Raw genomic sequence first — 14,863 nt, 5'->3', positions numbered from 1 at the left:
CGAGATCTCGGATCCGCCTGTGCAAGGGTGCGTACAACGAACCGTCGTCGGTGGCGTTTCAGAGTGCACGGGAGGTCTCCGACTCGTACCTGAGGTGCCTGCAGGTTTTGATGAACGGTCGCGGCTACCCGATGGTGGCCTCACACGATCCGGAGATGATCGACGCGGCGGAGCAGTTCGCGGCGTCCGCGGGCAGGTCGTCCGAGGAGTTCGAGTTCCAGATGCTGTACGGCATCCGCGATCCCGAGCAGCGCCGACTCGTCGATGCCGGGCGGCACGTTCGCGTGTATGTGCCCTACGGGTCGCAGTGGTACGGCTACTTCATGCGCAGACTGGCCGAGCGTCCGGCGAACCTGATGTTCTTCGCGCGATCGGTGCTCTCGCGTACATAGCGGGTGCACTCGACAACTCGCTCACCGCACAAGCGCGCGCGTTTGCCGGCTGCGCGCAGAATCGCGAGGTTTCCGAGGCGATTTCGCGCGCATTTGTCCACCACCGAAGTCGGCCGCCCTCTCGCCTCGGCGTTCCAGCGTGGATTAGGTCGTGCGACATCGGGGCATCCCGACGTCATGGCAAATTACAGAGTTATCGATCCGCAGGGAACCGTCGTCGAGACCAAGGACATCTCCAGTTCGGAGGACGCACACGCCTGGTTCAAGGACAGCAAGTCGGACAACGAGGAATTGGGATGGCGACTCGAGGTCGAGCACGACGGCGAGTGGGCCTTCTTCAGCGCCTCGGAGGGAACCGAGGACTAGTTCTCCTGGCCTGCAACAACTTCGGACGACCCTGCACACCGGCTACGCCGTACTGCAGGGTCGTTCGTTCGTTCGGGGACAGACAACTCGGGGGACCGACGACTCGAGAACGACGAACAGTGGGCAGCCCCGTACTGGAGCTGCCCACCTCTTGTCGCGGCGATGATCGCCGGAGTATTACCGGTCGTTCGATGGACGAGCCGTCGGAATCGTGGACTCAAGGTCGGCGACCTGGATCAGACGTGAGACCGAGCGTCCTGCGACGATCGACCATGATGCGCCGATGCCGGCCGTGTAGTCACGGACTGCATCGAAAACTGTGAGACCTGCGATGCCGAAGAATTCGACATTGGACAGATCGAGGGTGACATGCCTTTTGCTGGACACGCGGCTGCAGACGAAATCGGAGAACATCGGCGCGCTGCGCATGTCGATGTCGCCGTGGACGGCGACGACGAGTGAGCCGTCGGGGCCGTCGTGCGCGGTGAAGATTGCTCCGGTTGCTGCGACGGACACGGACTTCTCCGCGACAGTCACCGGGGTGGTTCGAACTTTGTTGCCTGAAGATTCAACACTCATGGCAGATCCCATCGATCGGTCGAACTGAGGGGGAAACCGATTGACGCAGCGGGAGCAGAATTTTAGCCTGACCCGGACGCCGACTTCGCTGCGTTTCCCCGTGACCGGCTGTTAGCTCAACCGTGGCCAACCCTACGGCACTGGCACGCTCGGAGTCCAGCATCGGCCCGAACAGGCCACCCACCAGCGGTTCGAACATCGCGCCGGTCGCGGCCCCTACGCGCGACGGCTGTTTCCCAGGTCCGCGTGATGTTCTCGCATAGCGCCGATCAGCGCTTCGAACACCCGATGCGCGGCGGCGAGATCGCCATCGGGGAGATCCGCCAATGCGGCGCTCGTCCGCTTACCGAGGGGGCCGAAGAACCCGCGAGCGACCTCCATCCCGTGCTCGTCGTACCGCAGAATGACCTTGCGTCGATCGGACGCGTCGGATTCGCGGCGGATGTGCCCGGAGGTGATCATGCGCTCGACGAGGTAGGTCATCGCCGCCGAGGACAGACCGAGCATCGTGCCCAGTTCCCCCGCCGTCAGCGGCGCACCCTCGACATCGGCGACCATGACGTGCAACAGAGCCCGAAAGTCATTGGGCCGCAGGCTGTGTAGAGCGCCGAACACTTGGCCGATCTGTTCGGAGACCGACGACAGCGCTCGTAGATCCGCGGAAATCGCGGATTCGAGGTGGTTTCGGTCGGCCATGTCGGTGGCAACTCCTTCGCTACGGTCACCGTCAGACTACTGCCCGCAAGAGATTCAGTTGCTTAATATCTAAGTAAATGAGATTGTTTCTTCGTGGACAGCACTCGAACCGAGAACAAGACCGTCTGGGACCGCGTCGCGGTCGCGGCCACCGGGCGTAGATCCGGGGCGCTGGCGGCAGCGATCTTCATCCTCGCCGTGGCCGTGATGGGGTTGGTCGGCAGCAACGATTCCGCCGACCAGTCGCCGAATTCGTTGCCGACGTCGGCCGAGTCCTACCAGGTCGACGAGCTTCTCGCCGAATTCCCGGATTACGACTCCGCACCGGTGATCCTGGTTCTGAGCCGGGCCGACGGCGGCGACCTGACAGCCGCCGACATCGAGGGCGCAGCTGCCGCACAGAGCAGGCTGCTCGCCGTCGATCGCTCGGTGCCGGACGAGCCCGGCCCGCCCCCGATCGTCGCACCCGACGGCAAAGCTGCGATCGCGCTGGTCCAGGTCGATTCCGAGTTGTCGGGCTTCACGCTCAACGAACTGATCACCGAGCTGCGATCCGCGGCCGGCGACGGCCTCTCTCCCGATCTGATCGCCCAGGTCACCGGCGGACCCGCTTTCGGTGCCGACATAGCGAACTCGTTCTCCGGAGCCAACTTCACGCTTCTGGCCGTCACCGCGCTCGTGGTGGCCGTCCTCCTCATCGTCACCTACCGATCACCCATCCTGTGGTTGGTGCCGTTGGCCGTCATCGGTTTCGCCGACCGATTCGCCACCACCGTCGGTACCGCGCTGGCCCAGGCCACCGGGCTCTCCTTCGACGGTTCGACCTCGGGAATCACCAGTGTGCTGGTGTTCGGCGCAGGCACGAACTACGCACTGCTGCTCATCTCTCGATACCGCGAGGAACTGCGTCGCGAGTCCGATCATCGCCTCGCCCTGCACCGCGCCGTTCGCCAGGCCGGGCCCGCCATCCTCGCCAGCAACGCAACCGTCGTACTGGCCCTGCTGACCTTGCTCCTCGCGATGCTGCCGAGCACCCGCAGCCTCGGGGCGCTGGCCGCGGCCGGTCTCGTCGTCGCAGCAGTGTTCGTCCTGTTCGTACTGCCGCCTCTACTGAAACTGTGCGGCCCGAAGCTGTTCTGGCCCTTCGTTCCCAAGGAGTCGGACCGTGACACCACCACGGAGGGCGTCTGGCATTCGATCGCCGCGGGAGTTGCCCGACGCCCCGTGGCCACCGCCTCGATCACGATCGTCGCACTGCTGGCCTGCTGCGCCGCACTGTTCGGGACTCAGATCGGACTCTCGCAAACCGAGCAGTTCCGTGTCACCGCCGAGTCCGTCGAAGGCTTCGACACCCTCTCCCAGCACTTCCCGGCCGGATCGGCCGATCCGATGACGGTCCTCGCTCCCACCGCCGACATCGATGCAGTCATCAGCACCGCCGAGGGCATCGACGGAGTCGTCTCGGTCGATCGCGTCGCAGATTCCGACACCGGACTCACCCGCCTGTCGGTCGTCACCGACGCGGCCCCCGCATCCGACGAGTCGTTCGCCGTCGTCGAGGACCTCCGCGCCGCACTCACCGGCGTGGACCGCGCACTGGTAGGCGGCAGCGATGCCAAGGCACTCGACACCACCGACGCAGCGGCCCGCGATCGCCTCGTGGTCATTCCCGCTATTCTCGCGGTCGTGCTCGCCGTGCTCCTTGTTCTGTTGCGCGCCCTGGTTGCGCCCCTGATCCTGGTCGCGACAACGGTATTGAGCGCAGTGGCCGCGATCGGGATCGGCAGCTGGGTGAGCCTGCACGTCTTCGGATTCCCCGCCCTCGACGACAACACTCCGCTGTTCGCGTTCCTGTTCCTGGTCGCGCTCGGCGTGGACTACACCATCTTCCTCGTCACTCGTACCCGGGAGGAGACGCCCCAGCACGGCACCAGATCTGCCATCGTGCGGGCGGTTTCGGCCACCGGAGGTGTCATCACGAGCGCGGGAATCGTTCTCGCAGCCGTGTTCTGCGTGCTCGGCGTGCTACCGCTGATCACCCTGACCCAACTCGGAATCATCGTCGGACTGGGTATTCTGCTCGATACCTTCGTGGTACGCACCGTCGTGATTCCCGCCCTGTTCACCCTCATCGGCCCGGGGATCTGGTGGCCGAACAGGATCGACTCGAACAAGAACACATCCGCAACCCAAGGAGCGAACACATGAAGATCCGCAACGCAGTCGGCCGCACCGCACTCGTCGGTGCCCTGGCCGCAGGCGCAATGCTGACCGCGGCCCCGGCGCAGGCGCAGCCGGTCGGCCCACTGGGATCGGTCGGACTCGAGCCGCTGGCTCCGATCCCGTCACTCGATGTCGAGCGCTACCTGGGCACCTGGAACCAGGTGGCCGCGGTGCCGCAGCCGTTCAACCTGATCTGCGCCCGCGACACCCAGGCGAACTACCAGATGATCGACGACGCCAACATCCGCGTCGAGAACACCTGCACCACCTGGACGGGCCAGGAAAACCGCATCGTCGGCAACGCACGAGTCAACGACACCGTCACCAATGCCCAACTGCACGTGAGCTTCCCGGGCGTTCCCACGCAGGAGAGCCAGGAGGGACCGACCAACTACATCGTCGCCTACATCGCCGACGACTACTCGTGGGCGTTCGTCGGAAGCCCCACCCGCACGTCCGGATTCGTGCTCAAGCGCACGCCCGACGTCAGCGTCGAGCAGTTCCGCGAGATCCGCGGCGTCGTCGAATCGCTGGGTTACGACTCGAACTTCATCACCACGACGCCCACCCCGGGCGGCGCGACGACGATTCAGCAGCTCTCGACGGTGTAATGCCTGCGGCAGTGGCGTGGCTCCGTTCCCGGGTCGTTTCGCGGGCTCCACTCCCGCGTGCCCCAGGGGCACTCGACCACGCCACTGCGGCTACGCCGCGCTGAGGATCGAGATCGCGAAGATCAAGCTGTCGCCCGGCTCGATTCCGGCCGCCGGATTGCCGCTCGCGTATCCGTCGGCCGAGGTGACCGCAACGGCGACGGTCGAGCCGACGGTCTGTCCGGCGATGGCCTTCTGGAAGCCTGCGACAACTCCGTCGAGCGGGAATTCGACCGGCGCGCCCCGCTCGAAGCTGCTGTCGAACGTTTCCCCGGTGCGTCCGTTGACGCCCATGTAGCAGACGGACACCTCGGCGTCGGCTGCAACGACCGGTCCGTCCCCCGCCATCAGCGTTTCGACCTGTGTCTCGCCGACGGCGAACGGTGTGTCGACGGTGACCGCGGGTGCGGCCGTGTCGGTGGATCCGACGACGGCCATGCTGCCGGAGTCCCCGTCCAGCGTCCATTCCGGAATGGCTGCCGCGTCGGGTGCCGCCGTGGGGCAGGTGCTCGAGGCGGCCGGGGCACCGGCGTCCGACGACGCGGAGGACGTGGAGGGTGCCGGGGACGAGGTGTCCTCGTCCGAGCTGCATGCGCCCGTCAACAGGACGAGCGAGACGGAGGCGGCCAGGAACATGGTGCGGGTGTAGGAGTTTTTCACCGCGCCCACGCTACAAGTACCGCCCCCGATGTCCGTCACACTGCGGCGCGGAGTACTTCTGCGACCGGGGTGGACGCTCGACCGATCAGGGCCTGCAGGTCTCCGGAATCGGTGTCGAGCTCGCCGCGGGCAATCCCGGCATCCGCGCTGGCCAGCATGGTTGCCACGAAGTCGGGCAGTCCTGCGCCCTGGAGAATCGCGGCGTACTCGGACTCGGAGACGTCCTTGTAGGCGATCGGCTTGCCGGAGAGTTCGCCGATGACGGCCGCGAGCTCGGCGTAGGTGAGGCGTTCGTCGCCGCCGAGCTCGTAGATCTTTCCGCCTTGATCGTCGAGTGTCAGCACGGCAGCGGCCGCGGCGGCGAAGTCGACGCGAGACGCGGCGGCGAGCTTGCCGTTGCCTGCCGCGCCGAGGAGCACTCCGCTCTCGACGGTCTGGGCGAGCGAACCGAGGTAGTTCTCCCAGTACCAGCCGTTGCGCAGGAATACCGCGGGGATCCTGGACGCGGCGAGGCGTTCCTCGGTCGCCTTGTGCTCGGGCGCGAGGCTCACTCCCGAAGTGTCTGCGGCCAGCAGGCTGGTGTAGGCGATCAGGCCCACTCCGGCAGCCTCCGCTGCCTCGATCACGTTGGTGTGCTGCGCAATTCGCTGACCCACCTCCGAGCCCGAGACGAGCAGAAGCTTGTCGACGCCGGCGAGAGCCGCCGTCATCGCGGCGGAATCGGAGTAGTCGGCGACCCGAACCACGACGCCGCGTTCGGCCAGCGGAGCGGCCTTGTCCGCGTTTCGGACGACCGCCACGATGTCGGCAGGTGCGACACCACGCTCGATGAGTGCGTCGACGACGAGTCCGCCGAGATTGCCCGTTGCTCCTGTTACCGCTGTGGTCATGATCGAACTCCTGAAGTCGAGGTGTCGAGTACCCCCTCACAATGCACTTACTTTTCGTCTAGTGCAACCCCTCCGGTCATTACTGACTCTTTGATATGCGCTAGCATGGCGATATGTCCGAGCCCGCAGAATCTCTCGAAGCGTCCGTCTTCGCGCGTGACTGTGCGTCGAGGCAGACATTGCAGAACGCCACCAGCAGGTGGGGCGTGCTCGCCCTCGCCGCCCTCACCGAGGGCGACTATCGATTCAACGCGTTGCGTCGACGCGTCGACGGTGTCAGCGAACGCATGCTCTCGCAGACCCTCCAGACCCTCGAGCGGGACGGCCTCGTGGTCCGCACCGTCCTCGAGACCATTCCGCCGAAGGTGGAGTACAGCCTCACCCCGCTGGGACGCGACGTCGGTACCCGATTGAGCGATCTCATCGAACTGATCGAAGGCAACATGCCTGCCGTCCTCGAGTCACGCGCCGAACACGACGCCCGCTGATCGGCTGGGTTCAGGCGGGCGGCGTCACCAGGCACCACTCGTTGCCCTCGGGATCGAGCAGCACCTGGAAGGTTCCCGCCGCGTCGGAGTGTCGGTCGCCGAGCACCCTCGCACCCAGGGCGACGGCCGACCCGACGGCACGGTCGATATCCGGTACGGCGACGTCGAGGTGCAGCCGGTTCTTACCCGCTTTGCCCTCCGGGACTCGCTGAAACGCCAGCCGAGTGAACCCGGGAACGTCGACGAAGTGCCATGCGGCGTCACGCACCATCGGCTCTCCGCCGAGTATCGCGGCCCAGAATTGCGCCAGCGATGCCGGGTCCGTGCAGTCGAAAACGACCTCGTCGATGCGTCCGATCACGGTCCGATCCTAGAGGCCACGCACACCCACCAGCGCGTTATTTCAGCGTGATACTACCGAGACGTTTCCGTGATGATGCCGAACCCGTGCCGCGTTCGGACCCGTCGAGACTCGACTCCAGGGCGTGCGGGCCCTGCGCACCATCGGCCCGACGACCGACACGCTCGGCACACCGGTGCCGACGCACTGATCTGGGGAGGCATTCACCATGTTCCACACCAAGAGGATTGTCGGCGGGGCGGCAGCATTCGGATTCGCGTGTGCATTCGCGGCACTGGTACCCGGGACTGCATCCGCAGCACCGGTCGCCTGCACCACCGCACCCGGAGGGGCCGATGTCGCTGCGCTCGTCGGAGGATCGCAGTGCGACAGCTCCGCAGACGTCGCGAGTGCGGCGGCCGGTCTCGGCCTCGAAGGCTGGGGTTCGGCCGAGGCGATGAACAACGCAGCCGCCCTTGCACTCGGACTGAACGGTGGAACTGCAGTGAGCAACGGCAGTTTCGGTGGCGCGCCTGCAGCGATCGCCTTCGGCCCCGGTGCTGTCGCACAGAACACGGCAGCCGGTCTCGGGCTCTCCATCGCGGTGGCAGCACCGGGCTCCACTATCACCCTCACCCCGAACGGCGCGGTGTGCAACGGTGCCGGAATCGCGGGCAGCTTCACCACCCTGCAGGGCTGCATCGGCTGACGTGCGCCACGGGGGGTGCGAGTGGGCGATATGGATGTCACCGAAGGCTGTGTGATCTACAGTCTCAGTGACCGGCAGTCTCGGTCACCCACAATCTCGGAACGCGAGTCGGAAACGGCACGCTGAACAAGGAGTTCGACGGCAATGATGTCCTACCTGCTCTACGACGTTCTGCTCCCCCAACTCGGCCACGACGTCGCGTCGTACTGGGCACACCTGCTGGTTGTCGCCCCGATCTGAGTTCTTTCTACCTTCCACGACGAAGACATCCCCGCTCGGCCGTCTCGGCCGGGCGGGGATGTCTCGTTCGAAACCGGAATCGAATCAGACCGGCTGGGGCAACAGTCGGGTCAACACATCCGACAGGGTCACGACGCCGACGCTGCGAGCCGGATCGTCCGCCGCCGCCGAACCGTCGACCACCAGTGCCAGGTGATGCCGGGTCTCGCGCATCGACTGCAGGGCAACGTACACCGGCGTCGTCGCCTCGAGCGTGTATGCCGGACGCGTGATCTCGGCGAGGGTCTGCGGAGCGGTCAACGTGTCGCGCACGTGCACCACGCCCTTGACCACGTCCGCGTCGCTGACCAGGATCCGCAGATGTCCCGAGCGACGTGAGGCCTCGCGCACGTCGTCGATCGTCGCTGTGGACGGTACCGACGTGGGCTTGCCGAACTGACGCACCAGGTCACCGACGGTCAATTCCTGCAGTTCCAGCGCACTCGAGATCTGCGCCTGATAGCTGGCATCGAGGGCACCGACGTTCACCGAATGCTCCACCAGCTGCCGAAGGTCGTCCGCGTTCTGGCCCGTACCCACGGTGTCGGCCGGTTCGACGCCGACCCGCCGCAGGCACCAGTTCGCCATGTTGTTCAGTGCCGTCAGCACCGGACGGGTGAGAAACATGAACGCGCGCATAGGGATTGCGAGCATCGTCGCGGACTTCTCCGGATGGGCGATGGCCCAGGACTTCGGAGCCATCTCACCGACCACCAGGTGCAGGAAGGTGACGATGATCAGCGCGAGCACGAAACCGAGGACGTCGGCGAACCAGTACGGCAGGCCGCCGCTCTCGAACAGGGGCGTGAGCCAGTAGTGCACGGCCGGCTTCGTCGTCGCACCGAGACCGAGGGTGCAGACGGTGATGCCGAGCTGGGAGCCGGCGAGCAGAACCGTCAGCTCGGACGAGCTGCGCAGCGCCGCACGAGCGGAGCGTGAATTGGGTGCCGCGTCTTCGAGCCGATGCCGCTTGGCGGCCAACAGCGCGAACTCGACGGCCACGAAGAAGGCACTGGCAGCGATGAGGCCGATCGTGACGGCCAGGAAAATCCAGATGTTGCTCATCGGTGCACACTTTCCTTCGACTCGGCCGACTCGTCGTCGTGTTCGGGGTCACGCTCGCCGAGCGTCAGAGTCAGCAGGGACGGGACGTGGCTGTCGATCTCCTCGATCTCGAGGATGACGAAACGAACGGGACTCTCCTCGTCGTTCGCCAGATCGGCGTTGTCCGGTGGTAGGTCCACTTCGATCCGTTCCCCGACATCGGGGAGAGATCCGTTGTGCGCGATGGCGAAACCGGCAATGGTCTCGTAGTCACCCTCGGGCAGATCGATGCCGATGGCACGTTCGACCTCGTCGACGTGCACCTCGCCGGCCATGGTCCAGCTGCCGTCGTCGGCACTGACCGGGCTCGGATCGGACAGGTCGTCGTCGTGCTCGTCGGTGATCTCGCCGACCAGCTCCTCGGCCAGGTCCTCGATCGTGATGACGCCGGTCAGACCGCCGTATTCGTCGATCACACAAGCCAATTGGTTCTTGGTCGAGCGCAACTCGCGCATCGCGTCGGGCAGGGTCTGGATCTCCGGGAGGATCAGCGCGTCACGCGTGAGCTCGGAGATCGGTGTGGAACCCGGCACCGTCGCGGACAGGACGTCCGCGAGATGGACGACGCCGACGATACCGTCGTCCTCGTCGAGCACCGGATACCTCGAGTGCTCCTGCCCCATCAGGGCAGCGACCTCGCTGAGGGTGTCGGTGTCTCGGACCGTCGCCGATCGCGAACGCGGGATCATCGCGTGTTCGACTGTGCGAGTGGGGAAATCGAGGATTCGATCGAGCAGCGTCGACAACTCGTCGGGCAGATCGCCGGTCTCGCGGGAATCCGAGACGATGTGCTCGAGGTCGCGCAGGCTCGCCGAGTGCTCCACGTCGTGGACCGGCTCGATCTTGAGAGCCTTGAGCAACAGGTTCGACGACTGGTCGAAGATGGTGATCAACCACCCGAAGAGCTTGAGGTAGATGGTCGTCGACAGCGAGAGCCATCGAGCCACCGGCTCGGGGCGGGCGATCGCGAAGTTCTTCGGGAACAGTTCACCGAAGAGCATCTGCACGAACGTCGCGAACATGATCGCCAGAACGGCACCGAGGCCGACACCGACGGCCGTCGGAACTCCGACGCCGCCCAGTATCGCGCCGAAGGACTGACCGATCAGCGGTTCGGCGACGTAGCCGACCAGCAGGCCGGTGACCGTGATGCCCAGCTGCGCACCGGACAGCATGAACGACGTGCGCTTGGTGACGGTCAGGGTACGAGCGGCGACGGCGTCACCGGCCTCGGCACGCGCCTTGAGCCGGGACCGGTCGACGGTCATGTACGCGAATTCCTGGGCTACGAAGTAGCCGGTCGCGACGGTGATGAGGAAAACGACGAGCAGGCCGAGCAGAAGAGTGAGCAGAACGCTCATTCGCCGGACACCGCCTCGCACGTAGTAGCTGTGGTGCGGGGAGCCGTGTCCGGCCCGGGTTTATCGCTGTCCATGATTCCTCAGGGTCGTAATGGGTGAAGTTTGTCCGATACTACCGGGTCGAAGTCAGTGTCGGGTCACGGCGCCTTCACGACCAGGACGGGAACCGGGCAGTCCAGCAGCACTCGCTGCACGGTGCTGCCCATCAGGAACTTGCCCACCGCGGAGCGACGCTTGGAGCCGATGACGACCATGCCCGCACCGACGTCTGCGACGAGATCGACCAGCGCGCCGGCCGGGTCGCCCCCGTCGGGCTCGACGCGCACGGTGGTGGCAGTTCCGGGAAGGGTTTTCTCCACCTCGGCCTGCGCTGCCGCGCGGTCCTCTGCCGATACGGAATCGCGGTCCACCACGGACAACACGATCAGCTCGGCCTGACGCAGCTCGGCCTCGGCGGCACCGCGGCGCAACGCTTCCTGCCCCTCCGGTGTGTTGCTCATCGCTACTGCCACTGCGCTCGCTACCGACACGTTCTCTCCCGTTGCTCGTTGCTCGTCTTCACCGAGGATCACCCTCGGGGATTTGTGAACTGGACTAATCAGACAAACTGTATCTAACCTGACGCTGTGACACCCCACACGAAAGGTCTCTGATGGCGATATCGCCCACACTGCTACGAACGGCCGGAGCCTTGGTGGTGGTGGGAGCAGTCACCGTTGCCGGAATCGACGCCGCTCGCAGTGCCAGCGGCTCCGACGCCCGAGCCAAATTGACACTGATCGCACCGGCCGCCGCGGGCGGAGGCTGGGATCTGGTCGCCCGCGAATCGCAACAGGCGCTACGTAGCGACGGCATCGTCAACAACGCTCAGGTCGTCAATGTCCCCGGTGCCGGCGGCACAATTGGCCTGAGCCAACTCGACAACCTCAGCGGTCAGCCCACCACCGTCATGATCACCGGAACCGTCATGCTCGGCGGCATCGCGATCAACAACTCCGAGACCACCCTGGCCGACACCGTCCCGATCGCCAAGCTCGCCGAGGACTTCGAGGTCTTCGTGGTGCCCAAGGATTCACCCATCCAGAATCTCGAGGACATGATCGAGGCATGGCGGGCCAATCCCGGTGGACTACCGATCGGCGGCGGCTCCCTCGGCGGAATCGACCACATCGTCGCGGGTCAGTTGGCGCAGGAAGCCGACATCGACCCGGCCGCAATCAATTACATCGCCTACTCCGGAGGTGGCGAGGTCCTGACGTCGCTGCTGTCGAACACCGTCGGCGTCGCGGTCAGTGGCTTCAACGACTTCCGCGACCAGATCGAGGCAGGCAACGTACGCGCACTCGCCGTCGCCTCGCCCGAGCCGCTCGAGGGATTCGACGTGGACACGTTCATCGAACAGGGCTACAACGTCGACCTCGTGAACTGGCGTGGAATCGTTGCGCCCCCGGGGATCTCGGACGAGGACCGGCAAACTCTCGTCGACATCGTCACCGAGATGGTCGAAACCGAGCAGTGGGCCACAGCCGTCGAACGCAACCGCTGGAAGGAATCCGTCCTGACCGGAGACGAATTCGGCGAATTCCTCGAGGTCGAGCAGACACGGATCACCGGAATTCTCGAGGAATTGGGGCTGGTATGACAACGACGACCACAGACACCGACACGGGTACGTCCCGGTCGTTCTGGACCGGCCGCAGCGGCCTGATCGTCCCGGCACTTCTCGTTGCACTGGGAGTGTTCCTGGTCTACGGAACCGTCACGATGGATGTTCCGTCCACCGCCACCTCGCCTGGCCCACAGGTCTTTCCGGCCATCGTCGCCGGCGGCTGCTTCGTCGTCGCCCTGTTGGTCACCATTCAGTTGATGGTCAAGCCCGACGTGATCGACCGCGGGGTCGACGCCGACGGAAAGCCGCACACCGGCACCGTCAGCAACTGGCGAACTCTGTCGATCACCGTCGGATCGGTGGCATTGTTCATCGCCCTGCTCGACCCGCTCGGCTGGGTCCTGGCCGGCGCGCTGCTGTTCTGGGGCGTGTCGGTCGGATTGGGCGGTCGCCGTTACGTGTTCGACGCGGCAGTAGCACTGCTGGTCTCGAGCACGATTCAGATCGCATTCTCCGCCGGCCTCGGGCTGACCCTGCCCGGCGGCGTCCTCGCCCACATCTTCTGACGGAGCTGAACTTCTGATGGATTCATTGAGCAATCTCATCGACGGATTCGGCACCGCGCTCACTCCGATGAACCTCGTCTGGGTGTTCGTCGGCGCGCTGCTCGGAACCGCCGTGGGCGTCCTGCCCGGTCTCGGCTCCGCCATGGCCGTGGCCCTGCTGCTGCCCGTCACCTTCACCCTCGACCCGACCGCCGCGCTGATCATGTTCGCCGGAGTGTATTTCGGCGGCCTGTTCGGCGATTCCATCTCGGGCATTCTGATGAACACCCCAGGCAACAGCACTGCTATCGCAGGCACGTTCGAGGGCCATCGGATGGCCAAGAACGGCCGCGCCCCACAGGCTTTGGCCACCTCGGCGATCGGCGCGTTCATCGGCGGTATCGTCGCGACGACCCTGGTGGTGTTCTTCGCCCCGACGCTCGCCGCCTTGGCGACCAACTTCGGTCCCGCCGAATATCTCGCCCTCGCGGTGTTCGCGTTCATCGCCACCTCGGCTGTGGTCTCGGATTCCGCGCTCAAGGGCCTGACCGCACTGCTGATCGGTCTCACCCTCGCCGTCATCGGTATCGACGGCCCCTCGGGCGCTTCACGATTCACGTTCGAGGTTCCTGCCCTGTTCGACGGCATCCACATCGTCGTCATCACCGTCGCGATGCTCGCCCTCGGTGAGGTCATCCACATCGCGTCGAAGATCGGTCGACCCGAGGACCGTTCGCTGATCAAGTCGCAGGGACGACCGTGGCTGAGCAAGGCAGAGTTCCGCGATGCGTTGCCGGCATGGATGCGCGGTACGGCATTCGGCGTACCGTTCGGTGTGATCCCCGCAGGTGGTGCCGAAGTGCCGAGCTTCCTGGCCTACGGCACCGAGCGCAGGCTCGATCGCAAGCGCGAGAAGCCGATGTTCGGCAAGGGTGCCATTCGCGGCGTCGCGGGTCCCGAGGCGGCCGGAAACTCCACGGCCGGAACGGCGATGGGCGCGCTGTTGGCTCTGGGTCTGCCCACGTCTGCGACGGCGGCGATCATGTTGGCGGCCTTCCAGCAGTACGGCATGCAACCCGGGCCCCTGCTCTTCGAGCGCAGCGGCGACATCGTCTGGGCCCTGCTGGCCAGCCTGTTTGTGGCCATGATCGTGCTGTTGATCCTCAACCTGCCGTTCGCACCGCTGTGGGCGCAGCTGCTGAAGATCCCGAAGAACTATCTCTACGCCGGTATTTCGGTGTTCGCAGCTCTCGGCGTCTACGCGTCGAGTGCGTCGATCGTGGACCTGATCTTCATGCTCGGGCTCGGCATCGTCGGATTCATGATGCGGCGCTACGAAATTCCACTCGCACCGGTGCTCATCGCGGTGATCCTCGGCCCGCTCGCCGAGGAATCACTGCGACGCGCACTGGCCGTCAGCGAAGGAGATCCGTCGATTCTGATCAGCAGCGGCATCACCATCGTGCTCTACGCACTGATGGTCATCGCTGTGGTGTTCTCGATCGTCAGCAAGATCCGCGCCCGTAAGACCGCGGACTTCTAGAGCTCTGTGTGCCCACAGATTGTTCAGATGCCCACCTGTGACGGTGGGCATCTGAATATCTGGTCGGCAAACGCCGGGCACTGCTAGTGCTGCAAGGCCGGGTAATCCGTGTAGCCCTCGGCACCATCGGTGTAGAAGGTGCTCGGATCGGGCTCGTTCAACGGCAGATCCTCGCGCCAGCGGTAGGCGAGGTCGGGGTTGGCGATTGCCGGACGGCCGACGACAACTGCGTCGCCGATGCCGTTGTCGAGAAGTGAGAGCGCCTCGTCGCGGGTGGTGATCTCACCGAAGCCACTGTTGACGAGCACCGGGCCGCCGAAGGCCTGTCGCAGATCCTGGACGAGCTCACCCGACGGGTCCTTGTGCAGCACACTGAGGTACGCCAGTCCCAGGGGGGCGATTCGATCGACCAATGCGCGGTAGGTGGTG

Annotated in this window: 17 protein-coding genes and 1 pseudogene; 9 read left to right on the top strand and 9 right to left on the bottom strand. The window is 65.3% G+C overall.

Translation table 11 applies throughout. From position 1 onward, the window contains the following. Positions 1-392 (top strand): proline dehydrogenase family protein (locus tag A2J02_RS26305; RefSeq protein WP_197478148.1); only part of this gene is annotated, 392 nt, incomplete at its 5' end. Positions 393-569: 177 nt separating this feature from the next. After that, positions 570-758, top strand: a complete 189-nt coding sequence (locus tag A2J02_RS26300) for a hypothetical protein (protein WP_068055788.1) — start codon at positions 570-572, stop codon at positions 756-758. 177 nt (positions 759-935) lie between these two features. Here A2J02_RS26300 and A2J02_RS26295 read toward each other — a convergent pair whose 3' ends face one another. Then, entirely contained in the window at positions 936-1,274 is a 339-nt protein-coding gene (locus tag A2J02_RS26295; protein WP_231893846.1) for an STAS domain-containing protein, read from the bottom strand. A 279-nt stretch (positions 1,275-1,553) separates the two neighbouring features. Beyond that, entirely contained in the window at positions 1,554-2,033 is a 480-nt protein-coding gene (locus tag A2J02_RS26290; protein WP_068055782.1) for a MarR family winged helix-turn-helix transcriptional regulator, read from the bottom strand. 207 nt (positions 2,034-2,240) lie between these two features. On the opposite strand from A2J02_RS26290, the gene A2J02_RS26285 reads away from it, so the two are divergent. Both A2J02_RS26285 and A2J02_RS26280 read left to right on the top strand, forming a co-directional pair. Beyond that, the gene (locus A2J02_RS26285; RefSeq protein WP_068055793.1) at positions 2,241-4,241 is read left to right on the top strand and encodes an MMPL family transporter; all 2,001 of its coding nucleotides are present in this window, start codon (positions 2,241-2,243) and stop codon (positions 4,239-4,241) included. Continuing rightward, entirely contained in the window at positions 4,238-4,867 is a 630-nt protein-coding gene (locus A2J02_RS26280) for a lipocalin family protein (protein ID WP_068055779.1), read from the top strand. The genes A2J02_RS26285 and A2J02_RS26280 overlap by 4 nt, the downstream gene beginning before the upstream one ends. A 90-nt stretch (positions 4,868-4,957) precedes the next feature. Here A2J02_RS26280 and A2J02_RS26275 read toward each other — a convergent pair whose 3' ends face one another. Together A2J02_RS26275 and A2J02_RS26270 are read right to left on the bottom strand one after the other, a co-directional pair. Beyond that, complete coding sequence (locus A2J02_RS26275) at positions 4,958-5,542, bottom strand: FKBP-type peptidyl-prolyl cis-trans isomerase (protein ID WP_068055791.1); 585 nt, start codon at positions 5,540-5,542, stop codon at positions 4,958-4,960. 59 nt (positions 5,543-5,601) lie between these two features. Continuing rightward, on the bottom strand, positions 5,602-6,456 hold the full coding sequence (locus tag A2J02_RS26270) for an SDR family oxidoreductase (protein ID WP_068055776.1): 855 nt from the start codon (positions 6,454-6,456) through the stop codon (positions 5,602-5,604). A gap of 113 nt (positions 6,457-6,569) precedes the next feature. On the opposite strand from A2J02_RS26270, the gene A2J02_RS26265 reads away from it, so the two are divergent. Continuing rightward, positions 6,570-6,944 (top strand): winged helix-turn-helix transcriptional regulator, encoded by a 375-nt coding sequence (locus tag A2J02_RS26265; protein ID WP_068055773.1) that lies wholly within the window; start codon positions 6,570-6,572, stop codon positions 6,942-6,944. 10 nt (positions 6,945-6,954) lie between these two features. Here A2J02_RS26265 and A2J02_RS26260 read toward each other — a convergent pair whose 3' ends face one another. Next, positions 6,955-7,305 (bottom strand): VOC family protein, encoded by a 351-nt coding sequence (locus A2J02_RS26260; RefSeq protein ID WP_068055771.1) that lies wholly within the window; start codon positions 7,303-7,305, stop codon positions 6,955-6,957. 208 nt (positions 7,306-7,513) lie between these two features. Here A2J02_RS26260 and A2J02_RS26255 point away from each other — a divergent pair, with 208 nt between their 5' ends. After that, complete coding sequence (locus tag A2J02_RS26255; RefSeq protein WP_068055767.1) at positions 7,514-7,993, top strand: DUF6764 family protein; 480 nt, start codon at positions 7,514-7,516, stop codon at positions 7,991-7,993. Positions 7,994-8,317: 324 nt separating this feature from the next. Here A2J02_RS26255 and A2J02_RS26250 read toward each other — a convergent pair whose 3' ends face one another. The 3 genes from A2J02_RS26250 to A2J02_RS26240 all read right to left on the bottom strand — a co-directional run bounded on the left by A2J02_RS26250 (position 8,318) and on the right by A2J02_RS26240 (position 11,267). Beyond that, entirely contained in the window at positions 8,318-9,337 is a 1,020-nt protein-coding gene (locus tag A2J02_RS26250) for a hemolysin family protein (protein ID WP_068055764.1), read from the bottom strand. Next, the gene (locus A2J02_RS26245; RefSeq protein ID WP_068055761.1) at positions 9,334-10,737 is read right to left on the bottom strand and encodes a hemolysin family protein; all 1,404 of its coding nucleotides are present in this window, start codon (positions 10,735-10,737) and stop codon (positions 9,334-9,336) included. The genes A2J02_RS26250 and A2J02_RS26245 overlap by 4 nt, the downstream gene beginning before the upstream one ends. Before the next feature lie 137 nt (positions 10,738-10,874). Continuing rightward, on the bottom strand, positions 10,875-11,267 hold the full coding sequence (locus A2J02_RS26240) for a universal stress protein (RefSeq protein WP_231893845.1): 393 nt from the start codon (positions 11,265-11,267) through the stop codon (positions 10,875-10,877). 122 nt (positions 11,268-11,389) lie between these two features. On the opposite strand from A2J02_RS26240, the gene A2J02_RS26235 reads away from it, so the two are divergent. From A2J02_RS26235 to A2J02_RS26225, 3 genes are read left to right on the top strand one after another with little or no spacing between them, the layout of a single operon-like run. Further along, positions 11,390-12,379 carry a Bug family tripartite tricarboxylate transporter substrate binding protein gene (locus A2J02_RS26235; protein ID WP_068055755.1) on the top strand — a complete coding sequence of 330 codons (990 nt, stop codon included), beginning with the start codon at positions 11,390-11,392 and terminating at the stop codon, positions 12,377-12,379. Next, positions 12,376-12,912 (top strand): tripartite tricarboxylate transporter TctB family protein, encoded by a 537-nt coding sequence (locus A2J02_RS26230; RefSeq protein ID WP_068055752.1) that lies wholly within the window; start codon positions 12,376-12,378, stop codon positions 12,910-12,912. The genes A2J02_RS26235 and A2J02_RS26230 overlap by 4 nt, the downstream gene beginning before the upstream one ends. A gap of 16 nt (positions 12,913-12,928) precedes the next feature. Next, complete coding sequence (locus A2J02_RS26225; RefSeq protein ID WP_068055749.1) at positions 12,929-14,434, top strand: tripartite tricarboxylate transporter permease; 1,506 nt, start codon at positions 12,929-12,931, stop codon at positions 14,432-14,434. An 83-nt stretch (positions 14,435-14,517) separates the two neighbouring features. Here the strand turns inward: A2J02_RS26225 and A2J02_RS26220 are convergent. After that, positions 14,518-14,863, bottom strand: a pseudogene (locus A2J02_RS26220) (alkene reductase); the annotation flags it as partial.

This window comes from Rhodococcus sp. EPR-147, from assembly GCF_001647185.1.
Lineage (GTDB): Bacteria > Actinomycetota > Actinomycetes > Mycobacteriales > Mycobacteriaceae > Rhodococcoides.
The sequence above is the reverse complement of the archived record's forward strand: the minus strand, read 5'-3'. Positions and strand labels throughout refer to the sequence as shown.